This window comes from Candidatus Epulonipiscium viviparus (genome assembly GCF_000171335.1).
Classification (GTDB): Bacteria; Bacillota; Clostridia; order Lachnospirales; family Cellulosilyticaceae; genus Epulonipiscioides; species Epulonipiscioides viviparus.
The window spans coordinates 1-26231 of sequence record NZ_ABEQ01000019.3 but is presented as its reverse complement, the minus strand read 5'-3'; the positions used below and the strand labels follow the sequence as shown (position 1 = coordinate 26231).

Here is a 26231-nt window from a genome sequence, read left to right as displayed (position 1 = left end):
GAGGTATTGGCATGATAAAAAAATCATTGCACGTTAAATCAATTTATAGAAGTAATATAATATCTGATATTCGCATTGCCAAAGAAGCTGGCTACGATGCTATAGAAGCCGTGGGATCTAAAGTATTAAATTATCTTGAGTCTGGCAATTCGATTGACTATCTAAAAGAAACTTTACAAAAATATGATATGAAAATCGTTAGCGTAAATGATATAGCTCATTGCGAACGCACAGATCCAGAAAATGTAAAACGCATTATAGAAGAGGCGCATGCTTTATCTAGCTTTTGTCAAGCAGTTGGCAGCCCTACTATCCAGCTTGTTCCATTATGTGCACACGAAGGCAAGCCATGGGAGCAAATCCTGGAACTTACAGCATCTAGTGTAAATCAGATTTTGGACATTGGCGCGCAATATGGAGTACGTTTTCAATTAGAGCCAGTTGCTTGGTCACCTATAAATTCTCTAAATAAAGGAATGGAGTTTATTAAATATACAGGGCGCCCTAATTTTGGTACAGTRATCGACTTTTGGCACCTATATTATGGCCAAGGCACCACATATGATGACGTTGCCAACTTAGATAAAAAGTATATCTATAACATTCATTTTTGCGATGGAACCCGCAATCCGGCTGGTACAGTATGTGATGARGAAGTCCTACGCGGCGTTTATGCAGGAGAAGGAGATATCGATTTACCGAAATGGGTTGAAGCCGTTAAAAAAACGGGTTATGACGGATATTGGTCGTATGAACTTATCAGCCGCAAACACTGGGAGCACGATACCAAAGAAGTTGCAGAAAAAACTAAAGCGCTACTAGATAAGTATTTAGATTAGGAGAATATTATGAAACTAAAACAGGATCAGCCATTTGCTGTTGGATATAATAGCATCACAGAACTAGATGGCAAACATTCAGAAATGCTTATGGATTATGGCATCTTAAAATTAGAAGCCGGCACGGTATTTAGTGATGCTAAACCGTTAGAGAAAGTTTTTTTATTGATGTATGGTGAAATTGAGGTCACATTTAACGGCGAAACTCATGTTGGAAAAAGAAGCTGCTACCTTAATGATGATGTATGGGTGTTAAACGTACCTAAAGATGTGGATGTTGTCATTACAGGTTTAGCTGCAGATAGTGAAGTTGCAATTACCCGAACCGAAAACGACATTATCTTTGCTCCAACTATCTATACTGCAGAAAATTCAGTGCGTGAAATTCGAGGAAAAGGCTTTATGAACGAAGCCGGCACTCGTATTGTTAGAACTTTTATGGATAAAAAATTAGCTCCACACTCAAATATTATGATTGGAGAAGATGTGCACTATCCAGGTAAGTGGTCTGGATTTCCATCGCATTCACATGAGCAACCTGAAATTTACTATTATAAATTTTACCCCGAAAATGGATTCGGTTTATTAAAATTGGGCGACGAAGGTGTATTAATGGAGCACAACGATACTGTAAAGATTGAACCAAACTTAGTCCATCCTCAGGTAGCTGCACCAGGATATGCTATGTATTATGTATGGGTAATCCGCCATTTAGAAAACAATCCATATATCAAACCAACTTTTGAAAAAGAGCATCTGTGGGTTGAGCAAGAGGGCGCAAAATATTGGCCAGAAATTTAATTAATATATTTGTCAGTAGAGGAGGTGAATAATGAAAATAACAGGCGCTCCAGGATGCTGGGGAATTGAAGATACCACCAATCCCTACAATCCTGCGTATCAAAAAGTTTTAGACGAAGCTTCTCTRGCTGGATATACGGGTATCGAACTTGGTCCTTATGGATATTTACCAACCGATACTTCTATCCTCAACAGAGAGCTTGCAATACGCCATCTTAAGATAATAGCAGGCACAATGTATGACGAGCTGTCAATTGCAGCAAATCGAGAATATCTTATCGCTAAAACGCACCAAATTTGCCAGATTTTATCAAATTTAGAAGCTGAGATTACCCMAGAAGACCAGCTATCTTTTTCACCACCATATCTAGTAGTAATTGATGCGGTGAATCCACAAAGAAGCAAAACTGCGGGGCTTCCAGACGAGGCTATCCGATTRGATGATCAAGCTTGGGATACTTTGGTAGACAATATTGTTGCCATTTGCTTAGTAGCTAAAAGCTATGGGATACGCCCAGTCTTGCATCCTCATGCTGGTGGATTTATTGAGTTTGCTGATGARATTGATAARATCGCGGCAGATATCGGCAACAATATCATGGGATTTTGCTTAGACACTGGGCATCTTTATTATTCCAAAATGAATCCTGTGGAATGGCTAGATAAATATTACTGCCGGCTAGATTATATCCATTTCAAAGACATTAACTATGATATTTATCAAACTGAAATTGCTAATCACACTGGTTTTTTTGAAGCATGCGCACTAGGAGTTATGTGCCCGATTGGGACTGGATGCATTGATTAYGCAGCCATTTATGATTTTTTAATAGCTAAAGATTACAAGGGCTATATAACAATCGAGCAAGAACGCGATCCTCGCGATAGTAGCAACAGCTTAGCAGATGTMAAAGCTAGTGTCGATTATTTAAAAAAAATAGGTTATCAAACTAATATGTAAATAAAAGGAGATTAATATTATGATGAAAGTGCAATATGGCTGCGCGCCAATCAACTGGTCAAATGATGATTTACACGAATTAGGTGGAGAGCTTACGTATCAGCAATGCCTCAGYGAAATGGCTCTTGCTGGATACAAAGGCAGCGAAGGTGGCTGGAAATATCCTAAAGAATTTGATGTAATAAAAAAAGCTCTGGATCTTAGAGACTTAGTTATTTGCAACATGTGGTTTAGCAGTTTCTTTACAACATTTAAAAACGAAGAAACTTATGCCGAATTTGACAAGCATATGGACTACACTTATGCACTAGGGGCRCGAGTTATTGGAGTAGGGGAATGCGGCGTTACTGTTCATGGCAATCGCGATATTCCTCTTATGAAAAATCGACCTATTTTAACAGATGAGCAATTCAACAATTTATGTACCGGGCTTAACGAGCTAGGCAAACGTGCCAAAGCTAAGGGAATGAAAGTTTGCTTCCATGCACACGTTGGAACCGGAATCGAAACTCTCGAAGAAATTGACAGATTGATGGCAAACACTGATCCTGAGCTAGTGTTCTTAACTTATGATACAGGACATTGTACTGTTGCAGGTGAAGATGCAGCAAAAGTTCTTGCAAAGCATATTAAGCGCGTGGGGCACGTTCATGTTAAAGATGTTAGAGGAAGTGTATTGCAGCGTGTTAGAAAAGATAATCTTAGCTTTTTAGAAGGCGTTTTAGAGGGAATGTTTACAGTACCTGGCGATGGAACAGAAGTTAAGTGGGATGAAGTCTTTAAAATTTTAAATGATAACAATTATGAAGGATGGATAGTTGTAGAAGCCGAGCAGGACCCGGCAATTGCAGATCCATTAGAATACGCTCAAAAAGCACGTGCATTTATGAAGGAAAAAACTGGCATTTAATTCTTTACTRTTACGARTACGATCTATTAAATCTAATCATTGGAGGTAGTTATATTTATGTTTAATGAGGAATTACTTCAAGGCAAATCACTTAGATGGGGAATGGTAGGAGGCGGTCGCGGAAGCGAAGTTGGCTATTTACACCGTGGCAGCGCATTACGCGACAATGCATTTACTCTAGTCGCAGGAGCATTTGATATAGATCCACAAAGATGCATTTCATTTGGCGAAAATTTGGGAATTGCTCGCGACAGATTGTATTCCAATTATCAAGAGATGTTTGCAGAAGAGGCAAAACGACCAGATGGAATCGAAGTAGTCTCTATCGCAACTCCAAACTCAACGCACTTCGAAATAGCAAAAGCAGCTTTGGAAGCCAACTTGCATGTCATCTGCGAAAAGCCTCTTTGCTTTACTGTTGAGCAAGCACAAGAACTAATCGATTTAACCGAAAAGAAGAACCGAGTTTTTGGCGTAACTTATGGATACACTGGCGCTCAGATGCTGCATCAGGCCAGAAAAATGGTAGAAAATGGAGATTTAGGCGAAATTCGTGTAATCAACATGCAATTTGCACATGGCTTCCATTCATCTGAAGTAGAAACTAGTAGTGCGGGTGCAAAATGGCGTGTTACTCCAGAAATTGCTGGCCAAACTTATGTATTAGCAGATATCGGTACCCACGCATTCTTTTTATCAGAAGTAATTGCTCCTCAACTGAAAGTTAAAGAACTCTTGTGTACACGCCAAAGTTTTATTAAAAGCAGAGCTCCACTAGAAGACAATGCTGTTGTACTTTTGCAATACGAAAACGGAGCTATTGGCAACCTATGGGCAAGCGCCGTAAACGCAGGCTCAATGCACCAGCATAAAATACGTGTTATAGGTTCCAAAGCAAGTATTGAGTGGTGGGATGAGCATCCAAATCAGCTAAAATATGAAATTCAAGGCGAACCAGCCAGAGTTCTAGACAGAGGAATGGGCTACTTGTATCAAGATGAAACAATTAACTGCGACAGAGCCGGCGGCGGTCATGCAGAGGGATTATTTGATTCTTGGGCCAATTTATATCACAGATTTGCAGTTGCAATACATGCAAAAAACAATAATCAAGAAGTAAAAATCAACTATCCAAGCGTATATGACGGTGCTGAAGGAGTAAAATTCTTAGCAAAATGCGTAGAGTCAGCAAATAGTGGCTCAACTTGGGTAAATTATTAAGCTGCAATAGTTCTAAACTCCTTCTCTTTTGCTTTTTGAAGAGAAGGATGCTACATACAGATAATATACAAAATAAATCATTTAACATTATATTCTTACTAACCAGAAGGAGGAATTATATATGAGTACTACAACAGAAACAAGAGTATCATCAATCGATCAAGCCATGGTTAAAGTTCCATTAGTTACGAAATTAGCTTATGGAAGCGGAGATGTTGCCTGCAATTTAGTTTTTGGAACCATTACCGCGCTTCTCACATTATTTTATACAGATTATGTTGGAATATCACCATTAATAATTGGTAATATCATGCTTATTTCAAGAGTATTTGATGGCATATCAGACGTTATAGTAGGATACTTGGTATCGCATACACACACAAAGTGGGGTCAATCACGACCGTGGATACTTTGGTCATCAATACCATTTTGCCTTTCATTAATTTTGCTATTTTCAGTACCAACACAATCATCGGATCTAGTAAAAATGATCTATATTTTTATAACGTATAATTTCTGCAACACCGTGTGTTTTACAGCATTAAATCTCCCTTACGGAAGCCTCTCCGCTATGTTAACACGCGATTCCAAAGAACGTGATTTGGTTTCGGTATTTCGTATGGCGATGTCACCATTTGGTCGAATATTAGTTAGTATGTCTACCATCCCTTTAGTCAAAGCACTGGGAAATACTCAACAAGCATTTGTTATTACTGCAACTATATGGGCTGTATTAGCCTTAATTTTGCTAATATTTTGYTTTGTAAAATGCGAAGAAAAAGTAGCAGTCGTTGTACCCGAAAAGAAAGAGAAAGTAGCAGGGCAAGCGAAACGTTCATTTATGGCTATTGTAACCAATAAATATTTCTGGCTTGTATGCTTATTTTGGATTTTTCAAAACGCAGCTGTAGGAGTAGTAGGAATATTACTTCCTTATTATAGTAAATATATTCTCCTAAACGATACTTGGATGTATAGTACAATTTACTTTGCCGAAACAATTAGTATTATAATMGGAGTTATGATCTCACCTCTTTTTATGAGAAAAATCGGTAAACGAAACTTGCTTGTCATTGGATCTATTATTGCAATAGTGGGTCAAATCCTATTTATGTTAAACTCTTACTCATTTCCAATTGCAGTTCTATCTGCCATTATACGTGGTATTGGGGCCGCACCGCTAAATGCTGTTGTATTCGGAATGTTATGTGATGTTGTAGAATACGGTCAATGGAAAACAGGGCTTCGTCAAGAGGCATATTTGTTCTCTGCAGGTTCAGTGGGCACCAAAATTGGCCCTGGAATTGTTGCAGCTATCGTAACAGGCATGTTAACCGCCGGTGGATATATTTCATCCAGTTCAGGTGGCGCTGTGCAACCACAAGAAGCATTAGATACGATTGTATTCTTGTATCAATGGGCTCCACTAGTTATTTGGGTTGTAGTTTTAATAGGCGGTTTGCTATACGGTTTGGATAAAATTTATCCACAAATCATGGAGGACCTTGCAGAGCGCGAAGCTAGAGGCGAAATGTAGCAATAATAAAAATACAAAAGATACATATTAAAACACGAAAAACCCCCTTCTTATATAAAACAGAGGGGGTTATTTTTTGCCTAAACATCAATTTGCATTTAGAATACATTATTTTAAGCATCAAAAAACCCCTTTCTATACAAAAATGAAAGGGGTCATCTTTTTATTTAAAAATCGTCATCATCTTTATATTCTTCATCTTCAGGCGCAATGTCAACCTGTTTCTTAGATAGAATATCTCTAATCAGTTCTTTCGGTTCTTCACCGTCTCTTATTTCTTTGATTTTTGCCATATTTTCTTTAAGTTGCTCACTCATTACAAAAACGCTTGTGTTGTCTAAATTTTCGATATCTATTTCTTCACCTTTCATCAGCTTTCTAAACTCATTACCAGAAATCTTCTCTTTCTTAATAAGGATTTCTGAAGCATGAACTAAGGTATCCATATTTTCTTCCAAAATTCTAACAGACTCTTTATATGCCTCTTCTACAATTTCGCGAATATACTCATCGATTTTAGTTGCAACATTTTCGCTATAGTTTCTAGTATGATTAAAGTCACGGCCCAAGAATACTTCACCTTGCTCATCACCATATTTAATAGGACCAAGTTCGCTCATACCATATTTTGTAACCATATCTCTAGCAATATGAGTTGCACGCTCTATGTCATTTGACGCACCAGTTGTTATATCCTTAAATATCAGATACTCTGCAGCTCTACCTCCCAAAAGTGATACAATTTCATTTACCATTCGTGATCTAGTCATATACATCTTATCTTCACTTGGCAAAGACATTGTATATCCTCCAGCAAAGCCCGTTGGAATAATAGAAACACTGTGTACAGCATCTAAATTTTCTAATACCTCATGTAATATCGCATGCCCTACTTCATGATATGCAGTAATTTTTTTCTCATTAACTGTTACCAAATTACTTTTCTTTTCGGTTCCTACTGTAATTTTAATAAATGCTTTTTGTACTTCATCCATATCTATCGCACGCTTATTATGTCTCGCAGTAAGCAACGCTGCCTCATTCATAAGGTTTGCAAGATCGGCTCCTGTAAATCCAGAAGTTGTTCTAGCAATAACCTGAAGATCAATATCTTCATTTAGAGGCTTACCTTTTGCATGTACTTTTAAAATAGCTTCTCTACCTTTAACATCAGGACGCCCAACTACAACTTGCCTATCAAAGCGACCTGGTCTAAGTAACGCAGGGTCCAAAACATCCGAACGATTTGTCGCTGCCATAACTATTACACCTTCGTTGATACCAAACCCGTCCATTTCAACAAGCAATTGGTTTAGAGTTTGCTCACGTTCATCGTGCCCACCTCCAAGACCTGCGCCTCTCTTACGTCCGACAGCATCAATTTCATCTATAAATACTATAGCTGGAGCATTTTTTTTAGCTTGCTCAAACAAATCTCTTACACGTGACGCACCTACACCTACAAACATTTCCACAAAATCGGATCCAGAAATGCTAAAAAATGGCACACCAGCTTCTCCTGCAACAGCCTTAGCAAGAAGCGTCTTACCTGTTCCTGGAGGACCCACAAGCAATACTCCACGAGGAATCTTTGCTCCTACTTCTGTGTATTTTGCAGAATTCTTTAAAAAGTCTACAAGTTCTGTTACCTCTTCTTTTTCTTCTTCAAGACCCGCAACATCTTTAAAAGATATTTTACCCTTTTCATCGATAGACATACGAGCTTTACTTTTTCCAAAGCTCATCATTCTTCCGCCGCCACCGCCTTGCATTTGCTGTACGAAAAACACCATGATAAAAATAAACATTCCCGCAAGCATTACAATTTGTAATATTGGAAAGAACATACTCGCCTGTTGCTCTGTTGGAACTATTCGCATCATTTCTAAATATTCACTTGGCAATGAAAATAAATAGTCATTGAACGATTCACTGTTTAAAGGAAGTGTCGTAACGTTTTGCGCTCCTTGAAGTTTAAAAGTTACATAAACAATATCTCCTGCCTCTTCTATCACCATCTCACTGACATTTCCCGACTCAATATTTAAAATGAGGTCGCTTAGAGTGAGAGTCTGTGGTACATTTTGCATAGATGTATTATTTGTTAAAAATATAGCAACAAATAATATACCTATAATGACCAAATAAATTATAAAACTACCTCTTGGTTTCTTATTCAAGTTATATATACTCCCTTCTTACTTTTGCGATATAAGGCAGATTTCTATATTTTTGCTGATAATCTAACCCATATCCCACAACAAATTCATCTGGAATATTAAAACCTACATAATCTACATTTACCTCTACTTTCCTAGTTTGCGGCTTGTCAAGTAATGTACAAATTTTAATGCTCTTTGGCCCTCTTGCTTCCAGTATATTCCTTAAATAACTTAAAGTACAACCAGAATCTATTATATCTTCAACGATTATTATATGTTTATCATTTATAGGTTCATCCAGGTCTTTTAAAATTTTGATTACACCACTACTCACAACTTCATTTCCATAACTTGAAACGGACATAAAATCCATATTAAGCGGAATACTAATATTTTTTGCAAGTTCTGTCATAAACATAACGCCACCTTTTAATACACATAATAGCAAAATTTCTTCCCCTGCATAATCATCTGAAATCTGTTGTCCTATTTCTCGAATGCGTCTTGTAATCTCCTCTTCACCAATTAGTTTCTCTATTAGTATATCAGACATGTAAACCTCCTAAAATAATTTTTATCTCCAGTATTTGAGTCGTCTCGTCGGTTATATAATAAGCTGTATTTAATCTGTTATAAACACATACCACTTCATTACCATCAACGATTATAGGGATATGATTTCTCATATGAATAGGAATTTTTTCATCAACAAAAATTTTTTTTAACTTTTTATTACCGATTCTATCCCCATTTTGTTTGCCTCTTACTTTTAAGCCACTTTTTATTCTATCATAATCAATATATTTAGTATAGTTATTTGTGGATTTTTTTGAAAATTTGTTAACCAAAGTAAGAGTAATAATATATTTTTCAAAAACATTTTTACCTAAGTGTAGGTCTATTACCGATTGTTTGCCTCTATCATTTTCTAAATATACTACTAAAGAATATTGTGTTCTAAGAATTTTTACACCTTCTGGAAGATTAATACTTTTGCCACTTTGCTTATTTACCAATGAAATGGCAAAATTTAAGTGTGCAGTTGTAATATTATAGGAAAAACCTTTTAAATTGAAGATGACCTGTGCTAGGAGTTTTTTTTGAATATAAGGCATTTCTACTTTAAACTTCTCTATATTAATTTCATACGAGTCTTCACTTTTTAGTATAATACTATCATATATTTTTTTTGTGTAGGCAGATAAAAATTCTTCTTCTTCTCTATATAATTTGCTATGTTCAATTAATGTATGCATAATATTGGCGTTTATATTCTTGGTTATATATGGGATCAACGACAGCCTAATCTTATTTCTCGTATATATTTCTAAGAAATTTGTGTGATCAGTTTTATACTCTATACCGTGGTGATTACAATAAAATTCTACTTCCTCACGAGTAATACATAAAATTGGACGAATAATATTTTCTCGTTTTGCATTTATGCCACTAAGCCCTTTTACATCGCTACCTCGCAAAAACCTCATCAATACAGTTTCTGCTTGATCGTTTGCGGTATGCGCTGTTGCTATTTTAGTATGTGGAAGTGATTCAAAAAATTCGTATCGTACTTTACGACCTGCTGCTTCACTCGACATTTTTGTCTTTGCTGCAAGGGCCTCGATATCACATTCCAATACATCACAAATAATTTCTCGCTCCTTGGCATAATTTTTTACAAACTCCATATCTTTTTCTGCGTCTACCCTCATTTTATGATTTACATGAGCAATTCTAATCGAAATGTATAAAAAATTTTTATTTCTATATAAGTAATCCAATAACATCATAGAATCTGCTCCACCAGACACTGCAACTACTATTTCATCACCTATGTTAATTAAATCATTTCCTTTTATATAGTCTAATATTTTGTTTTCAATAATTTGTATATGCATACTTTGAGTCCTTTTCACAATAAAATCAAAACATGTTCTATAGCATAACACACATTGTCAAGATAATACACAAGAATAACAAACTTAAGTTGCAGAAAAGTTCAATTCTACGATACAACTTATTTTGAGCTTTGAATACTATATCATGTTTTTTATATTCTGTATATCCTCTTAATTTCATGTGCTTTCCAATCAACTCATCGGCATATGCCGATAAATTTTGAGTAGACTTTACAATGTGTTTATCTTTAATTCGAAACGTTACGTCTTCATACCAATCACTATTAGTTCCTTTTATATAAATATTTTTTGTCATAAAAAAATTCCTCTAACTTTTTCTAAAGTATTGCCAATTAGAATTAGTTGTATACAATTAGTTAAAAACATTCACAATAAGCCTTGTAAAATTTTTTTGGACATGCTATAATATCGTATGTATATGAAAGAGGTGACAACATGAATGCAGAAATTCAACCAAAATATGAAGAGCTTACAATAACCTGTAACTGTGGCAACAATTTCCAAACACGTTCTACTAAGGAAAATATTCGTGTAGAAGTTTGCTCGAAATGCCACCCGTTTTATACAGGTAAGCAACGTTCTGCTCAAGCTAAGGGTAGAATCGATAAGTTCAATAAAAGATACAATGCTTAATTACCCAAAGGAGGTTGAGAACTACTCAGCCTCTTTTTTTGAAGCAGCAGTTGGGTAGGGGTACATACTACCACCTACGAATGGAGGGGAAAATATGAGAACCGATATAGGAGGTCAAGCCGTAATTGAAGGTGTTATGATGAAGGGGAAAAATTATTATTCTGTTGCTGTCCGAAAACTTGATAATTCGATTTCGATAGATACAAAAAAAAGCAGCAGTCTTTTAAATAAACATGCTATCTTTAGAAGTCCTATCATACGCGGAATGATCGTATTTGCAGAATCACTAATTGTAGGTACCAAAACTCTCACATATTCTGCAGATGTCTTTGGCGAAGGCGATGAAGAGGAAGAAAGCAAATTTGAACTCTGGTTGCGCAATAAATTTGGCAAAAAAGGTGAACAATTTTTAATGGGTATGACTCTTGCTTTTTCGTTTGCTTTGTCCATCGTCATCTTTATGCTATTACCTATGTGGCTTAGCCAAATTTTTAGACCTTGGATTCCATCATCATTTGCCTTAAATTTGATAGAAGGTGCAATAAGAATTACAATCTTTTTAATATATATGAAACTTGTAGCTAATATGAAAGATATAAAAAGAACTTTTGAATATCATGGAGCAGAACATAAAACTATCAATTGTCTCGAGCAGGATAAAGAACTTACTGTAGAAAATGTTAAAACCTGTACCAGACTTCACAAAAGTTGCGGCACTAGCTTTTTATTTATAGTCATGGTTGTTAGTATCTTGGTATTTAGCGTATTTACTACCAAAAATATTTGGCTTAGAACAATTGTCAGAATTATCATGGTGCCTGTCATTTCCGGAATTTCATATGAACTTATTAGATGGGCTAGAAAAAACCCAGATAGTAAATTAGCAAATCTGGTAAGTATACCTGGAATGTGGCTTCAAAAAGAATTTACAACACTTGAACCAGATGATGCACAAATAGAAGTTGCAATAGCTGCGATTCAAGCAGTAATAGAAAAGGAAGATGCAGCAAATGCCAACAGTTAAAGAAGTACTCGCATACGGAACACAAATACTAAATCAGAATAAAATAGGGGACGCTACTCGGGATGCACGGCTGTTGCTCATGCATTTGCTTAGCTGCGATCGAGCCACGTTGATTATTAATAATGATAAACTCGTTGAAGAAGAAATTGTTGCAACATATTTTAAATATATCGATCGTCGCAAAAATCATGAGCCACTTCAATATATCACTCATTATCAAGAATTTATGGGCCTACCATTTTATGTAGATCAGAATGTACTAATTCCAAGACAAGATACTGAACTGCTGGTAGAAAAATTGATAGCGTTGCCTTGGAATCACCATCCTATTGGGCTAGAAATCGGCGTAGGTTCTGGATGTATTTCGGTCTCTTTGCTGCATTATATTAGCAACCTTACAATGGTATGCTCCGATATTTCTCAAGCCGCACTAGATATAGCTGCCAAAAACGCATCTATTAACGCTTGCATTCCAAGAATAAAATTTGTACACAGTGATCTATTTRCTAATATACCTCAACAAAAGTTCGATTTTATAGTTTCCAATCCCCCATATATCCCCAAATGTGAGATGAATCAACTACAACCCGAAGTATTAGATTTTGAACCTGCAGCCGCTCTTACCGATAGTGGAGATGGTCTAGCTTTTTATCGTGCTATTGCCACAGAAGCAAAAAAATATGAAATAGGAATACTTGCTTTTGAAATTGGATATAATCAAGGTCCTGATGTTACTAAAATTTTAGAAATTGAAGGATACCAGAATATACAACTATTTTATGACTATAATAATAAGCATAGAGTTATCATTGCACAGCAAGGAGAAATTTAAATGCTACAAAATTTCTTATTTGGCCTAGTTGCCAATCCCCCAACACTTCCCTCAACATTGCTACGAATGCCTACCAACTATTTTGCAGATATTCGCTCTGCAGTAGTAGATAAATTGGCTATGGCTGCGGGCAATGAAATCAGATTTTTGGCTACAGGCGATGATGTAGAATTTACATTTGATATGAGAGAAACAAACGGTTCTATAGAAGTATACTACGGATGGTTTTATCACAAAACTCTAAAAAATTTAGCTAGCCTAAGCACAGATTTAATTCATCCCAACGATGCAGGAGCAATAGAAATAGGTCGTGAGCTTGCAGAATTAATGTCACCTTTCATTAAACAAATTGATTATTAAGGAGTTTTTAAAATGTTCGATCAAATTAAAGAATTAGTTGTAAAATTTGAAAATATAAGCGCAAAAGTAAATGAACCTGCAGTAATTGCTGATCAAGTTACTTGGCGTGCACTCATGAAAGAAATTAGTACTCTTTCACCAATTGTAGAAAAATATAAAGAATATAAAACAGTTTTAACTGCCATAGATGATTCTTTACTTATGCTAGAAGAGAAATTAGATGATGATATGCTAGCACTTGTCAAAGAAGAACTTTCCGATAATAAAAAACGAGTAGAACCCTTAGAAGAAGAGCTCAAAATTTTGTTATTGCCAACAGATCCAAACGATGAAAAAAATGTAATTGTTGAAATTCGTGGCGGAGCTGGTGGTGATGAAGCCGCACTATTTGCTGCAGATTTATATAGAATGTATCATCGCTTTGCAGAACGCTCTAAATGGAAAACCGAGCTTATGGATATCAACGAAAATGGGATAGGTGGATTTAAAGAAGCAATCTTCATGTTAAAGGGAGACGGCGCTTATTCTAGACTTAAATATGAAAGTGGAGTTCATCGAGTTCAAAGAGTTCCTGATACAGAGTCTAGCGGTAGAATCCACACCTCCACAGTTACTGTTGCTATTATGCCAGAAGCTGAGGATGTAGATGTCGAAGTCAATCCCAATGATGTCAAAGTTGATGTATTCCGCTCATCTGGAAATGGTGGACAAAGCGTTAATACAACAGACTCTGCTGTCAGGCTTACTCACTTACCTACTGGGATTGTAGTTTCGTGTCAAGACGAAAAATCTCAACTAAAAAATAAGGATAAGGCTATGAAGGTTCTTAGAGCCAAATTGTACGAACTAGAGCTTAACAAGCAAAAAGCATTGATTGCAGCAGAAAAAAAATCTCAGGTTGGCACTGGCGATAGAAGTGAGAGAATCAGAACTTATAATTTTCCTCAAGGACGCGTAACAGATCATAGAGTTGGTCTTACCGTTCATAAATTAGAGCAAGTACTAGACGGAGATTTAGAAGAAATTATTTCTACCCTAACAACTTTTGATCAAACAGAAAAATTAAAAAATAATGTTGGATAAATATTCCAGGAGGCAATTGCTAAACTAAGCATTGCTTCTTTTTTTTACTATAAGTATGATTAAAAAATAAAATTTTGTCTAATACTATATTATCTTCAAAATTATTAATTTCACTAATAGAATAGGAGTTATTATGGTAAATTGGACAAAAAATACCAATTCAGCAATACTTAAATTTCACTCTGAACCAAGTCAAAAAATTATTTATTCATTCGAAAACAATAAACTATTAATTAGCTTGCTACTTGATGAAAAAAAAGATTTGACACCAAAAAAAATTAAGGAAACTGTTGCTAAAGGTGTTAAGCTACTTGATTCATTAAAGGTCAATAATATTGATATAGAGTTGAATGATACTCTRGCCGATAATTATCTAGAAGTAATAACAGGTGCCGAACTTGGCGTTTATCGTTATAAGGGGTATCACCAAGTAGATAAAACCACAACAATAAATTTATCGTTAGTATCAGATAATTTAAATCAACTCAAACTAGATACCGCAAAAACTGTAGTCCAAGGAATGGTCTTAACACGAAATTGGGCAAATACTCCTGGAAACCTTTTAACTCCAAAAATTTTTGCTGAAGAAATTAAATCTACACTAACCGATGTGGATTGCACAGTCGAAATTTTTGCTAAAGATAAAATAGCAGCATTAAAAATGAACCTAATCAGTGCTATCGGCAATAGTAGTGCCAATTCTCCTAAATTTGTTGTTGCTAAATATGTTGGTAATCCATCATGTAATAAAACAATAGGTCTTGTGGGCAAAGGAATTACAGTTGATACAGGAGGTTATAATTTAAAAACTGCTGATGGGCTCAAATATACAAAAGATGATATGTCTGGTGCCGCTACTGTCGCGGGCGCACTCTATTCAATTGCAAAAAATAAATTAAAAGTCAATGTTACTGCAATTATGCCATTATGCGAAAACCGTTTGTCTAATAGCTCTTTAATCCCTGGCGATGTAATCACCAGTATGAACGGAAAAACTGTAGAAATTTTAAATACCGATGCAGAAGGACGTTTAATTTTGGCAGATGCCCTCACTTATGCCGTACGCATTGAAAAGGTAACCGAAATTATCGATCTTGCCACTCTCACAGGAGCCATCGTTCGTACATTTGGTAGTGTTTATACCGGCGGATTTACGAATAATAATAAATTATTTAAGGAAATCAACGATTCTGCTAGAGCAGTAGGTGAAAAAATTTGGAGATTACCTATTGATGATGAATACAGAGCTATGATTAAAAGCAAAGTTGCAGATATTCAAAATATCGGTGCAGTCAATGCAGGCTCTATTACCGCGGCAGCATTCCTCGAAGAATTTGTTGAAAATACTCCATGGGTGCATTTAGATATTGCAGGAACCAATTTTTCCACTTCTAAAATTAGTGAATATGAATTATTTGGCGCAACCGGAGCACTAGTTCCTACATTATATAAATATGCAGAATCCAAATCACAGGCATAAAAAAAGGGAGCCCGCATAAGCAGGTTCCCTCAAAATTATTTTCTAGTAACATTAGACGCTTGTGGTCCTCTGTTTCCTTCAGTTATTTCGAACTCAACTTCTTGACCCTCTTCAAGAGTTTTAAATCCTTCAGATTGAATTGCTGTGAAATGAACAAAAACATCGTCTCCGTCTTCTCTCTCGATGAATCCAAATCCTTTTTCTGGGTTAAACCATTTTACTTTACCTGTCATTTAAACTAGGCCTCCTTTAATTTTACTGCTAAAACACTGCCCTTAAAACGTAACTCGGTCTAGAATTTTTAGTAAACAGGCCAATATTTCGTTCTTAATTCCAATATTTTAACTCCGTAAATAGAATAATAACACATCTTGTAATAAAAATCAATATTTTTTTGTATTTTATTTTATTGCAACATCTATTCTCTTCATTTTGAATTCTTTAAACATCAAAATAGGTAAAATAAATAAGCTTTCGCAACATAAAACATAAAATATAATTCCTACCGTGAGAGATATGCTGTTTTCAATTATATTCATAGGAATAAATACTATCTGACTTAAGAATATAGCAACCACCACGCTTTGGAGGACCAATCGACAAAGTTCAATTCCTATCTGGACGTTAATGCTCATTTCTTTTGTGTTAGATGGTATATAACCTATGACCTTAGTATATCTCGTGATATAAAAAAATATACCCATTTTTTTGGATTTTTTAAAATAATATGCCACGATCTTTTTTTTGCTTCTTTCTACTATACGATAAATACAAAAAACTACACCCACTATACTTACACCGATTATATGTTGTACTAGGGTCAATACAAATATTTGTGAAATAAAAAACATACATAGACACAACAGTGTTTCAACAATAAATAATCCTCTCATGACCCATTCCTTCCTTAATTTTTCACAGTTTTTTAAAATTATATCTTATATTTAATTAATGCTTCAAGGTTAGAGCATTTTTTTTTCGTAGATATCGTAAATTTCTTGTGTATATGTGTTATCTTCATTATATACAATTAAAGGTTTCTCTATACGAAGATCAAGCCCCCCTCCCTTGACAGCATGAATCAAAACCATCGTAGGCGGTTTTGWTATTTTGGGATATATCATCCTAAGCTGCTTGGGCTCTATTTTATTTTGTCGCAATAAATTTAAAATATCAACCAGTCGATTTGCACGATGTATTAGAAATAGTTGCCCTCTCTCTTTTAAAATAAAATTTGATGCCTTAATTATATCTTCTAAGTCGCAAGCAACTTCATGGCGTGCAATAGTTTTTGTCGCACTACTATTTTTTAGCCCCGTTTCCGCTTTCATATACGGCGGATTTGACACAATAATGTCAAAACTTCCTCGTTTAAAATCTTGCCCAAAATTTTTTATATCTAAACATTTTATCTCTATCTCATTTGATACCTGATTTAGCATCATAGTTCTAGAAGCCATTTCTACCATAGCTTCTTGGATATCTATTCCAACAAATTTTCCTTTTTTGTGTATAGCATACAATATCAGCGGAATAATTCCTGTTCCAGTGCCAATATCTAGTATTTTAGAGTCAATTTTAATGCCACTCACAAAATGCGCTAACAACACCGCATCTATTCCAAAGCAAAAAGCTTTTGGATTTTGAATCAATTTATATCCTTCTCGTTGTATATCATCTACTCTTTCATAATCATTTATTTTTATCATAATTATTTTTTTTGTGCTTCTCCTTAGGCTTTTCCCAATCTTCAAATTTTTCATCATAATCATATGCTTTAATTTTATTGTTTTTACACTTAGAACATGGAGCACATTTTTTCTTTGCAGTTATATCACCAATCTTAAATGTAAAAATTTCTCTAATATCTTTATCTTTTTTTATAGAAACTTTTACTTGTTCACGAAGTATATTAACTGAAATTACCTCTCCTTCTCCTTCTGGAGTCTCAACTATATCTGATACCTCTGGTAGCTTTTTTCGAGATTCATTATAACCCTCATTTTCATACTGCAAGCAGCACATCAATCTACCACATATTCCCGAAATTTTGATCGGATTAAGTGACAAATTTTGATCCTTTGCCATTTTGATAGATACCGTATGAAAATCAGTTAAAAATGTATTGCAGCATAAATTGCGACCGCAAATACCAATTCCACCACAACTTTTTGTCTCATCTCTAACACCAATTTGTCTCAGTTCTATCCTGGTTTTAAAGATCGTTGCTAATTCCTTAACTAATTCTCTAAAATCAACTCTTTGTTCTGATGTAAAATAGAATAGTAATTTTTGGTTATCAAAAGTGTATTCAACATCAATAAGCTTCATATCCAAATGATAGTCAAAAATTTTTTGTTTGCATATCTTATATGCATTTGCTTCTTTAGATTTATTTACTAAATAAACTGCCTCATCCACTTCTGTTGCTTTTCGTATTACTGGTTTCAGAGGAAGAGTATATTCTGATTCATCTATTTCTCTGTTAGAATAATAGACAGTTCCATATTCTAAACCACGTGTAGTTTCTACAATAACCTTTTCACCCGCTTCATAAACAACATTCATCGGATCAAAATAATAAATTTTGCTAGTTTTTTTAAATTTTACCCCAATTACCATCTAAATTTTCTCCTTTTTAAAAGATAATAATAAATTTTCTATCACTAATACAGCGTTTATGTTATTTTGAATATCATTAGATGCAACATCAATGTTCTTAATATTTTCACTAATCTCAGAGTATTGCATTATAGCTGCTAATCTTTTTATATCATTTATATAATCACTAAAATATAAGTCAGTTGCTTGTATTCTTTTATATAATAACATATCTCGAAAAAATAATTTCCAAAATTCCAAAATTTTCAAAACAAATTCTTTGTTTTCTCTCAAAACAGAAACTACTTTATACAGTGATAGAACATTACACGAACATATACTGAGTATATAGTCCATAGCCTCGGCTCTAAGATCTAAAAATTTTTCATCATATATATTATCTTTTAATTTTCCAATACTCCCCTCAGCAAATTTCAAATGAATCAATTTATTATTAATCGAATATTTTTTACAATAATCCTTTAATTCAGTTTCAGATAGCCCACTAAAAGAAATGTGTATGCATCTAGATCTAATAGTTGGCAATAACATTTCTATATTCGTCGTAACTAAAAATATTAATGCATATGTTGGTGGTTCCTCTATAGTTTTTAGAATAGCATTTTGACCTACAGACCGCAAGGTTTCTGCTTCCGCAATAACAAATATTTTATACTTTCCCTTATAAGGTTTTATACTAACCTCTTTTAAGAGTTTTTCTTTGATGGTCTCAATTTTGGTAATCTTAGTATCTTTTTCTATTTGTATAAAATCTGGATGAACTTTAGCATCCATCATCTTGCATGCACTACATTTACCACATGCTATCTCGTCAATAGCATCTTCACACAATAGAATCTTGGCTATCTCTGCAGCTAAAGATTTTTTGCCAACACCTTTATTACCTTCAAAAATATAACTATGAGAAATTTTATTTATCTTTATAACCTTCTTAAAATAATCCTTTATTTTCTGATGCCCAATAATATCCATTTGTTTCCTTTCTAAAAAAAAAACACGGTTAAAAGCCCGTGTCTTGTTATGTCAGCATATCTAGTAGTAGACCTTGTATTTCACCAATTCTTCCCAAAATTTCAATTTGATCTTTTTCACTTTTAATAAGTTCGGCAGCCAATTCATCAAGTTTTCCATTAACTGTACGAACGATTCCATATACTCTATGGCGTCCACGTCTATCTAATATATTTTCTCTAGTAAATTTGTGACTTCGTACAGTAATTTCTGCCACAAAATCAGTGATCATCTGCCTATAAATCTTTATGTCTCTAATATCCATATGCTTGCTAATTTTATCGCCTTGCTCAGATATTTTATTAATCATTTTAGTCAGCTGCTCTTGTAAATTTTCATCTTCAAGCTGACTTAAAAGTGTAAATTTAAATCCTTTATCTAATTTAGGTTCCTTAGTTTGTGGTAATTCTTTCAAAGTTGGCATCTGCAATTTATTTAATTGAATATTATCCATGTGCTCCCCCTTTTTCTAATACCAATACATGCGGGACTGCATTTATAAATGAAACCCCTATGACGTTATCTAAATTTTGATTTATACTATTAATATGAATATCTGTAATCTTTTCACCCAAACACACAATCGGAATGCCTGGTGGAAATAAAATAATATTTAAACCTGCAATCCTGTCAGTAGCATCAAAAATAGCTACCTCTATTTTAGCAGAACGCCTAAGCTCACCTAAAGAAATTTTAGCGACGTCGCTAGGTGCAATAGCAATATTTGTAACACACTTATTAGTCAAGTCCGGTTCTAAAAGCTCACTGTCAATTATCATTAATGCAGCTAATAAAGCATCAAACTCTTTTTTAGTATCTGCAGGAGAGGTTATTAATATTACATGGGTTTCAAAAAATGCTTCTATTACTATATTATATTTGGTGTCAAGGACATTCGCTAAGTTTTTTCCATTTATATAATTATTAGTTAAAATCACTATCTTAGCTGGATCTTGCATATTAGGTGTTTCTAATAATCTCAATTTTTTTAGTTGCTTCAAATTTTTTCTAATCTGCAACAACTCAACTACATAGTTTTGTTTTATTGCATTCATATTTTTTTCTATATAAAATCTTATATAATCCATCAACCCCATTAAAAGATATGAAGGACTAGAGGTTTGTATCATTTTTAATGATTCTATTACATCCGCATATTTTATTTTATTCGTGCATATATGCAGTAATGCACTCTGCGTTAAAGCTGGTAATGTTTTATGCATGCTATTTATTACTAAATCTGCTCCCGCGGTAATTGCGCTAGGAATAGACATTATATTTAAGTGAGCTCCATGCGCTTCATCTACAATAATAATTTGATCTTTCAACACAGCGCGTATATTTACAAGATCAGAAAATACTCCCTCATATGTAGGACTTGTAATAATCGCTCCTTTTATATCAGGATGTTTAACTAAAATTTTTTTGATATCTTCTGCTTTTATACTCCCAACAATTCCACAAGACAAAATTTCGGGTGAAATATATACCGGCACCGCATCTGCTAATATTAACGCATTTATCACACTATGATGAGAATTTTTGGCAACTATAAATTTATCTTTGGGTTTACATACGGCTAAAATTGATGCAAGAATTCCTGCTGTTGCTCCATTGGTCAAAAAAATACAATGTTGAGACTTGTAAAATTTTGCCATATCGGTCATAGCGTCTTTAATAACTCCTGTYGCATTATATAAATTATCTAATTCTGGTACTTCTGTTGCATCTAAAGACAACAAAGAGAGGTCTGCTAAATCAAAACCTCTCCCAAATTTATGACCTGGCATATGATAAGGATATTTGGTGTTGCTATATTTTAATAGTTTATCATAAAGTTGTGGTCTCATAATTTTATAGTGCAATACTTACGCAAAGCTTCTCTCCAATAGTTTTCATATCTTCTTGACCAACAAGACCAATTCTATGAGATAATCTACTTTTTGAAATTGTTTTAATTTGTTCACAAAGGATTATAGAATCATATGTTAAAAATCCATAATTCGTTTTTGTGAGAGTGTGATGTGTAGGCATCGGCTTTTTACACTTAGAGGTAAGAGGTACACAAATCACCGTTGGTGAATAATGGTTACCTGTATTATTTTGAATAATTAACACAGGACGAATACCTGCCTGTTCACTTCCATCACCTATACCCAAGTCAGCTTCATAAATTTCGCCACGCTTTGGATATATGTATTTTACATCTTTAGTTTCAATCATATCTTTCTCCTCCTTTTATAAAATAAAAATTGTATAATAATGCTAATTCTATTATTGCCAAAAAATACAAGTTATAAACACAAAAAAATAATTTTTTTTTTTTTTTTTGTGGGCAAGCCGATTCTTGCCCTATTATAATTTCATTAAGTAGTTGATTAACTCTATATTAGTATTTTTATGTGGAAAACATAATATAAATTCTAAAGCTTGTTCTAACTTTTTTCCAATTTCTTTGCCTGAGGCAATATTTTGTTTTATTACGTCATTGCCCGTAATTGCTAGGTCCTTAATTTTATAGCACTCTTTTTGTTCCAAAATATGGTCTATTAACAAGAAAAGCTTTTCAATATATTCTATTTCCTCTATTGTTGAAGCTTTGTTTTTCTTAATTAATAGAATATTTCTTACATTATCTACTTCGCATATCCTTAACAATCTTTTCATTTCAACTGCATCTATTTTAAAATTTGTCTCATATATATAGTATTCAATTGCTAAAGCAACATTTTTTATAGTTTGGTTATCAAATTTTAACTCTCTCAGTATATGTTTTACAGCATCACTATCATTTAATGGATAAAGTAAAGCCGTATATCTACTAATCAAATTAACCGGCATTGCAGCCATTACTTCAAGTAATTGAACCAGTTTTTGTTCTGTCTCTAAGTTATCGAAAAGTTTTTTAATCTCGCCTGAAATATATGAGAGTATATCCCATTTATATATATTTAATATAAAAAACAAATTTTCTGATAAGCATATTTTATTAAATTCATCTCGAATTCGTTCTTTACTAATATATTTTAATAACTCTCTCTTATCTATAAATGCTGTTTTCGTTTCTTCTGCTATTTCAAAATTCAGTTGTGCGGCAAAGCGAACTGCACGTAAAATTCTAAGTGCATCTTCATTAAATCTAATCTTTGCATCTCCTACTGCACGAATTATTTTATTTTCAATATCTTTCCTTCCGCCATACGGATCCACAAACCCTTTATGTGGATGATACGCAATCGCATTCATTGTAAAATCTCTTCTAGATAAATCTTGTGCTATATTTTCAGCAAATTCTACCCCATTGGGACGCCTAAAATTAACGTATTCTTTTTCTATACGATAGGTAGTCACTTCATAATGTTCCTTATTTAATATAACCGTAACCGTACCATGCGCAATACCCGTATCGTATGTTCGTTCAAAAATTTTCTTTATATCTGCAGGCAAAGCACTAGTAGTTATGTCCCAGTCATTTGGAGTTCTTTTCATAATCATATCTCGCACACACCCTCCAACAACATATGCGCTAAATCCTGCTAATTCTAACTCTGTAATTATTTCAATAACCTCATCTGGTAAATTCATTTTCAACCTCTTTTCAATCCTCTTTTCAATTATATAAAAAAAGACACAAAGCGTGTCTTAATTAAGTTATAGTATATGTGTTACAGTAATTTCACCATCATAAATAAAACATTTGCCTCCTCTAGTATTTTCCACAAAAATTTTATTTCTATTTCCAATCAATACCTCTGTCCCTTCATAAAACCAATTTTTGGCTTTTAGGGTTCCGTGACTACTTTCTTTCATTTTTTGTTCTATAGCTTTTAACCTAAACTTAAGTAAGTTAATTTCGTTGGTAAGGTTAACACAAAGTAATTTGGCTTGGCGAAGAAGTTCTATTTTTTTCTGCGATAATGCAACATTCTGATTTTCTAAATAAGCCACATTCTTATTAGTTCTATTCAGATTATCCAAATGAGTCATATACGATTTATGAATCTCTTGATATAATTCTATTACATCAGGCTCTACTCCAATTCTAATTTTAGTTTTGGTACCCATTAAAGATCCCACCTCAATAGCTGTTATGCTTTTTAGAGCTGAAATATATCCACCTACTATTTTGCCCTTTCCAGTTTGAACCATTATCTCTCCTTTGCATTTTACATTACTATGTAAAATTGCTTCTGCCACAATGTTTCCCATTGCTTCTACTTTGGAATTTTCTATAAATTTAACCAGAATATTTTTCTGTGATCTAAGAATTCCTTTGTCACTACCATGCATTCCATATGACACAACAATATTTCCATTTGCTTCCAATATTCCTCCTTCCACCACACCTTTTACTTCTATATCTCCTTTTGCTTTTACTCTATAGCCTTCTAATACGTTTCCATTAATTATAACACTTCCCAAAAAACTTACATTTCCTGTTGCAGGACCAATATCAGAATCAATTGTAATTAAAGGTTCTATTGATAAAACACCATTCTCTACTTTAAACTGCCCCTCCATAGCTGCCACAACAGTTAAATTATCATCCAGCATTTGAAGATTTTTTCCCAATCTAGGTTGTATATCATTMCCCATCAAAGCATCTATTTTTTCTCCCAAAACATTGTTTCCATCAGTTCCTTTTGCTGCTACTATCTTTTTAGCCACAGCTTCTCCAGGCTCTACACTAAAAACAAAATGTAGTTCCTTAAAATTTACTTTTCCATGATCTAATTCTTCTGGAGTAGTTCCTACTTCGTGTTTTGCTATATATTCTATATATGCATCTGGTCCCTTAGTTGGTTCCATTCCATTGGCTACAACATATTTTTTATTAGGTTCATATTCATCCAATGCCTCTTGAATTAGTTCATTGCTGATCCCAAAAATAACACCATTATCTTTTAGTGCTTGATGTATTTCTTCCATAGTAACTGCAGTAACTATTTCTGGAATATCTTCATTCTCTTCTGGCTTATCTGATTCAGAAGATGTATTTTCTGTTACTGTTTCAAGTACTACAGGTTTATATATTTGAAATGCAATAGAAGCCATCATTTTATCTATACTTACATTAACTATTATGTCATCTTTCATAAAAATCCTCCTTTTAATCTTGATATCCTAATTTATTTGTGTATATATAATATAATTTATTGCATATTACTATAAATTTTGTTTATTTTTTATCAAATATTACTGAGTATATCATATTATATTAGCAGATGCAATAAATAACTCAAAATCCTCAAAAACATACCTAAAATAAACAAAAGTCTCACAACCCAAAGAACCAGTTGTAAGACTTCATTAGTTTTAGTTATATAATGGCTGAAGAGGGAGTCGAACCCACGACACCATGGGTATGAACCATGTGCTCTAGCCAACTGAGCTATTCAGCCRTATAAGCAGGGGCAGTAGGACTTGAACCCACGACATCCGGTTTTGGAGACCGACGTTCTACCAACTGAACTATACCCCTGTATTAACTCCCCGAGTAGGGTTCGAACCTACGACCCTTCGGTTAACAGCCGAATGCTCTGCCGCTGAGCTATCGAGGAACATTAACACTTTGTTAGTATATCAAAAATAAAAAAGCTTGTCAACGCTTTTATAAAAAATTTTTTTAAATTAATTTTTTATACAAAAGTTTAGTTCTTCACAAATACTTTTTACTAAATGAATAGAAATTCTGTCCACTGACCATACTTTATAATAAGAAATGAGAAAAATTTATTAGCGAAAGGAATTTTATAATTATGGCAAAGGTCATTAACTTTAAAAAGCGTAGTCCTGTTAATGTTATGACAAATCCTCCTATTGATGAGCAAAATTTTACTACTTCTATAGAAGAGTTTGCAGAAAATGCGTTCGCAGAAGTAATGGAGCTTGCTATAAAAGGTGATCCTGAATCCCAAAATAATATTGGCGAATGCTATGAATATGGTTTTGGCATAGATGAAGATACTTCTGAAGCCTTTAAATGGTATCAAAAATCGGCCACACAAAGTTATGCTCCTGCTTTGGCCAATCTCGGAGAATGCTACGAATATGGCATCGGAACACGCAAAAATATGTTTCGAGCATTTGACTGCTATAATAAAGCCGCCATTAAAGGTATTTCAGATGCGCAATATAACGTTGGCTTTTGCTATCAATATGGAGAGGGCACAAAAAAGAATTTAACTAAAGCTGTAGAATGGTACACTAAAGCCGCCAAACAAGGCAATTTACCAGCAATGAACGACTTGGCCAAATGCTATAAATTAGGTAGCGGTGTTGACAAAGATCTTGCTGTTGCCTTAAATTATTTTCGACAAGCCGCAAACCACGGAAACCCCGATGCACAACTTAATCTTGCTATTTGCTACTATGAAGGGTCTGGTGTCGCAAGAAGCTTACACAAATCCGTTGAGTATTGCACCATGGCAGCAGAACAAAACAATGCAGATGCGCAATTGATGATGGGGATGTTTTATTCTATGGGAGAAGGTGTAACCGAAAATCTTTTTACCGCTACCCTCTGGTTTCGCGCTGCCGCAGATCACAATCAACCCGATGCCACATTCCAACTTGCCAATTGCTATCAATACGGCTTGGGTGTGGAGCAAGATTCTCGTAAGGCAGCTGAATATTTTGAACGTGCAGCTAATCTAAACCATCCAGAAGCTCAGTATATTATAGGGCAATACTATGAATATGGAATATCCGTTGATAAAAGCATCTTTATCGCAACTTGCTGGTACAAAAAAGCAGCGGCTCAAGGTATCCGCGATGCTGTCGACGCACTACGTCATTTAGAAAAGTAACTTATCTCAACTGAATTTCCATAATTA

At 34.2% G+C, this 26231-nt stretch carries 26 protein-coding genes and 3 tRNA genes; 13 read left to right on the top strand and 16 right to left on the bottom strand.

Features of this window, described 5'->3' with window-relative positions; translation table 11 throughout:
* The first annotated feature begins 11 nt into the window (after positions 1 to 11).
* From EPU_RS04170 to EPU_RS04145, 6 genes are all read left to right on the top strand, one after another.
* Positions 12 to 839, top strand: a complete 828-nt coding sequence (locus EPU_RS04170) for a sugar phosphate isomerase/epimerase family protein (RefSeq protein ID WP_052296456.1) — start codon at positions 12 to 14, stop codon at positions 837 to 839.
* A gap of 9 nt (positions 840 to 848) precedes the next feature.
* A complete protein-coding gene (locus tag EPU_RS04165) occupies positions 849 to 1640 on the top strand; it encodes a 5-deoxy-glucuronate isomerase (protein WP_010167048.1) in 792 nt (263 codons plus the stop codon).
* A 31-nt stretch (positions 1641 to 1671) separates the two neighbouring features.
* The gene (locus EPU_RS04160; RefSeq protein ID WP_029487991.1) at positions 1672 to 2601 is read left to right on the top strand and encodes a TIM barrel protein; all 930 of its coding nucleotides are present in this window, start codon (positions 1672 to 1674) and stop codon (positions 2599 to 2601) included.
* A 19-nt stretch (positions 2602 to 2620) separates the two neighbouring features.
* Positions 2621 to 3511: a myo-inosose-2 dehydratase gene (iolE, locus tag EPU_RS04155; RefSeq protein WP_029487990.1), complete on the top strand. Its 891-nt coding sequence runs from the start codon at positions 2621 to 2623 to the stop codon at positions 3509 to 3511.
* A 57-nt stretch (positions 3512 to 3568) separates the two neighbouring features.
* Positions 3569 to 4732: a Gfo/Idh/MocA family protein gene (locus EPU_RS04150; protein ID WP_010167041.1), complete on the top strand. Its 1164-nt coding sequence runs from the start codon at positions 3569 to 3571 to the stop codon at positions 4730 to 4732.
* Positions 4733 to 4853: 121 nt separating this feature from the next.
* The gene (locus EPU_RS04145; protein ID WP_083792558.1) at positions 4854 to 6269 is read left to right on the top strand and encodes an MFS transporter; all 1416 of its coding nucleotides are present in this window, start codon (positions 4854 to 4856) and stop codon (positions 6267 to 6269) included.
* Positions 6270 to 6436: 167 nt separating this feature from the next.
* Here the strand turns inward: EPU_RS04145 and ftsH are convergent, their stop codons facing one another.
* From ftsH to EPU_RS04125, 4 genes are read right to left on the bottom strand one after another with little or no spacing between them, the layout of a single operon-like run.
* Positions 6437 to 8449 (bottom strand): ATP-dependent zinc metalloprotease FtsH, encoded by a 2013-nt coding sequence (gene ftsH, locus EPU_RS04140; RefSeq protein ID WP_010167037.1) that lies wholly within the window; start codon positions 8447 to 8449, stop codon positions 6437 to 6439.
* A 1-nt stretch (position 8450) separates the two neighbouring features.
* Positions 8451 to 8984 carry a hypoxanthine phosphoribosyltransferase gene (gene hpt, locus EPU_RS04135; RefSeq protein WP_010167035.1) on the bottom strand — a complete coding sequence of 178 codons (534 nt, stop codon included), beginning with the start codon at positions 8982 to 8984 and terminating at the stop codon, positions 8451 to 8453.
* The gene (gene tilS / locus EPU_RS04130; RefSeq protein ID WP_010167034.1) at positions 8977 to 10329 is read right to left on the bottom strand and encodes a tRNA lysidine(34) synthetase TilS; all 1353 of its coding nucleotides are present in this window, start codon (positions 10327 to 10329) and stop codon (positions 8977 to 8979) included. The genes hpt and tilS overlap by 8 nt, the downstream gene beginning before the upstream one ends.
* Positions 10330 to 10366: 37 nt before the next feature.
* A complete protein-coding gene (locus tag EPU_RS04125; RefSeq protein WP_010167032.1) occupies positions 10367 to 10645 on the bottom strand; it encodes a hypothetical protein in 279 nt (92 codons plus the stop codon).
* A gap of 140 nt (positions 10646 to 10785) precedes the next feature.
* Between EPU_RS04125 and rpmE the strand changes: the two genes are divergently transcribed.
* The 6 genes from rpmE to EPU_RS11480 all read left to right on the top strand — a co-directional run bounded on the left by rpmE (position 10786) and on the right by EPU_RS11480 (position 15762).
* Positions 10786 to 10983 carry a 50S ribosomal protein L31 gene (rpmE, locus tag EPU_RS04120; protein WP_010167029.1) on the top strand — a complete coding sequence of 66 codons (198 nt, stop codon included), beginning with the start codon at positions 10786 to 10788 and terminating at the stop codon, positions 10981 to 10983.
* A gap of 94 nt (positions 10984 to 11077) precedes the next feature.
* Positions 11078 to 12007: a DUF1385 domain-containing protein gene (locus EPU_RS04115; protein WP_010167027.1), complete on the top strand. Its 930-nt coding sequence runs from the start codon at positions 11078 to 11080 to the stop codon at positions 12005 to 12007.
* Positions 11994 to 12839 carry a peptide chain release factor N(5)-glutamine methyltransferase gene (gene prmC, locus EPU_RS04110; RefSeq protein WP_010167025.1) on the top strand — a complete coding sequence of 282 codons (846 nt, stop codon included), beginning with the start codon at positions 11994 to 11996 and terminating at the stop codon, positions 12837 to 12839. The genes EPU_RS04115 and prmC overlap by 14 nt, the downstream gene beginning before the upstream one ends.
* On the top strand, positions 12840 to 13199 hold the full coding sequence (locus EPU_RS04105) for a hypothetical protein (RefSeq protein ID WP_010167023.1): 360 nt from the start codon (positions 12840 to 12842) through the stop codon (positions 13197 to 13199).
* A gap of 12 nt (positions 13200 to 13211) precedes the next feature.
* The gene (gene prfA / locus EPU_RS04100; protein WP_010167021.1) at positions 13212 to 14282 is read left to right on the top strand and encodes a peptide chain release factor 1; all 1071 of its coding nucleotides are present in this window, start codon (positions 13212 to 13214) and stop codon (positions 14280 to 14282) included.
* Positions 14283 to 14415: 133 nt separating this feature from the next.
* Positions 14416 to 15762: a leucyl aminopeptidase family protein gene (locus EPU_RS11480; protein ID WP_010167019.1), complete on the top strand. Its 1347-nt coding sequence runs from the start codon at positions 14416 to 14418 to the stop codon at positions 15760 to 15762.
* A gap of 35 nt (positions 15763 to 15797) precedes the next feature.
* Here EPU_RS11480 and cspD read toward each other — a convergent pair whose 3' ends face one another.
* The 12 genes from cspD to EPU_RS04030 form a co-directional block, all read right to left on the bottom strand.
* Complete coding sequence (cspD, locus tag EPU_RS04090; RefSeq protein ID WP_010167017.1) at positions 15798 to 15995, bottom strand: cold-shock protein CspD; 198 nt, start codon at positions 15993 to 15995, stop codon at positions 15798 to 15800.
* A 729-nt stretch (positions 15996 to 16724) separates the two neighbouring features.
* Entirely contained in the window at positions 16725 to 17471 is a 747-nt protein-coding gene (locus EPU_RS04080; RefSeq protein WP_010167013.1) for a tRNA1(Val) (adenine(37)-N6)-methyltransferase, read from the bottom strand.
* Positions 17455 to 18384 carry a PSP1 domain-containing protein gene (locus EPU_RS04075; protein ID WP_010167011.1) on the bottom strand — a complete coding sequence of 310 codons (930 nt, stop codon included), beginning with the start codon at positions 18382 to 18384 and terminating at the stop codon, positions 17455 to 17457. The genes EPU_RS04080 and EPU_RS04075 overlap by 17 nt, the downstream gene beginning before the upstream one ends.
* Positions 18385 to 19356 carry a DNA polymerase III subunit gene (locus tag EPU_RS14170; protein WP_010167010.1) on the bottom strand — a complete coding sequence of 324 codons (972 nt, stop codon included), beginning with the start codon at positions 19354 to 19356 and terminating at the stop codon, positions 18385 to 18387. It abuts the gene before it with no gap.
* 46 nt (positions 19357 to 19402) lie between these two features.
* Positions 19403 to 19849 (bottom strand): YaaR family protein, encoded by a 447-nt coding sequence (locus EPU_RS04065; protein ID WP_010167009.1) that lies wholly within the window; start codon positions 19847 to 19849, stop codon positions 19403 to 19405.
* Entirely contained in the window at positions 19842 to 21245 is a 1404-nt protein-coding gene (locus EPU_RS04060) for an aminotransferase class I/II-fold pyridoxal phosphate-dependent enzyme (RefSeq protein WP_029487986.1), read from the bottom strand. The genes EPU_RS04065 and EPU_RS04060 overlap by 8 nt, the downstream gene beginning before the upstream one ends.
* A 4-nt stretch (positions 21246 to 21249) precedes the next feature.
* The gene (locus tag EPU_RS04055) at positions 21250 to 21618 is read right to left on the bottom strand and encodes a type II toxin-antitoxin system PemK/MazF family toxin (protein WP_010167007.1); all 369 of its coding nucleotides are present in this window, start codon (positions 21616 to 21618) and stop codon (positions 21250 to 21252) included.
* Between the two features lie 132 nt (positions 21619 to 21750).
* On the bottom strand, positions 21751 to 22980 hold the full coding sequence (locus tag EPU_RS04050) for a CCA tRNA nucleotidyltransferase (protein WP_010167006.1): 1230 nt from the start codon (positions 22978 to 22980) through the stop codon (positions 21751 to 21753).
* A 66-nt stretch (positions 22981 to 23046) separates the two neighbouring features.
* Complete coding sequence (locus EPU_RS04045; protein WP_010167005.1) at positions 23047 to 24492, bottom strand: DUF342 domain-containing protein; 1446 nt, start codon at positions 24490 to 24492, stop codon at positions 23047 to 23049.
* Between the two features lie 231 nt (positions 24493 to 24723).
* Positions 24724 to 24797 (bottom strand) — tRNA-Met (locus tag EPU_RS04040).
* A 7-nt stretch (positions 24798 to 24804) separates the two neighbouring features.
* A tRNA-Trp gene (locus tag EPU_RS04035) sits at positions 24805 to 24877 on the bottom strand.
* A 7-nt stretch (positions 24878 to 24884) separates the two neighbouring features.
* A tRNA-Asn gene (locus EPU_RS04030) sits at positions 24885 to 24956 on the bottom strand.
* 198 nt (positions 24957 to 25154) lie between these two features.
* Between EPU_RS04030 and EPU_RS11475 the strand changes: the two genes are divergently transcribed.
* Complete coding sequence (locus EPU_RS11475; protein WP_010167004.1) at positions 25155 to 26204, top strand: SEL1-like repeat protein; 1050 nt, start codon at positions 25155 to 25157, stop codon at positions 26202 to 26204.
* The last annotated feature ends 27 nt before the right edge of the window (positions 26205 to 26231 follow it).

Bases quoted from the DNA above. Each gene is read 5' to 3' on its own strand.
- EPU_RS04165 (WP_010167048.1), top strand. From the start codon at position 849: ATGAAACTAAAACAGGATCAGCCATTTGCTGTTGGATATAATAGCATC.
- EPU_RS04150 (WP_010167041.1), top strand. From the start codon at position 3,569: ATGTTTAATGAGGAATTACTTCAAGGCAAATCACTTAGATGGGGAATG.
- hpt (WP_010167035.1), bottom strand. From the start codon at position 8,984: ATGTCTGATATACTAATAGAGAAACTAATTGGTGAAGAGGAGATTACA.
- tilS (WP_010167034.1), bottom strand. From the start codon at position 10,329: ATGCATATACAAATTATTGAAAACAAAATATTAGACTATATAAAAGGA.
- EPU_RS04125 (WP_010167032.1), bottom strand. From the start codon at position 10,645: ATGACAAAAAATATTTATATAAAAGGAACTAATAGTGATTGGTATGAA.
- rpmE (WP_010167029.1), top strand. From the start codon at position 10,786: ATGAATGCAGAAATTCAACCAAAATATGAAGAGCTTACAATAACCTGT.
- EPU_RS04115 (WP_010167027.1), top strand. From the start codon at position 11,078: ATGAGAACCGATATAGGAGGTCAAGCCGTAATTGAAGGTGTTATGATG.
- EPU_RS04105 (WP_010167023.1), top strand. From the start codon at position 12,840: ATGCTACAAAATTTCTTATTTGGCCTAGTTGCCAATCCCCCAACACTT.
- prfA (WP_010167021.1), top strand. From the start codon at position 13,212: ATGTTCGATCAAATTAAAGAATTAGTTGTAAAATTTGAAAATATAAGC.
- cspD (WP_010167017.1), bottom strand. From the start codon at position 15,995: ATGACAGGTAAAGTAAAATGGTTTAACCCAGAAAAAGGATTTGGATTC.
- EPU_RS04075 (WP_010167011.1), bottom strand. From the start codon at position 18,384: ATGGTAATTGGGGTAAAATTTAAAAAAACTAGCAAAATTTATTATTTT.
- EPU_RS14170 (WP_010167010.1), bottom strand. From the start codon at position 19,356: ATGGATATTATTGGGCATCAGAAAATAAAGGATTATTTTAAGAAGGTT.
- EPU_RS04065 (WP_010167009.1), bottom strand. From the start codon at position 19,849: ATGGATAATATTCAATTAAATAAATTGCAGATGCCAACTTTGAAAGAA.
- EPU_RS04055 (WP_010167007.1), bottom strand. From the start codon at position 21,618: ATGATTGAAACTAAAGATGTAAAATACATATATCCAAAGCGTGGCGAA.
- EPU_RS04050 (WP_010167006.1), bottom strand. From the start codon at position 22,980: ATGAATTTACCAGATGAGGTTATTGAAATAATTACAGAGTTAGAATTA.
- EPU_RS11475 (WP_010167004.1), top strand. From the start codon at position 25,155: ATGGCAAAGGTCATTAACTTTAAAAAGCGTAGTCCTGTTAATGTTATG.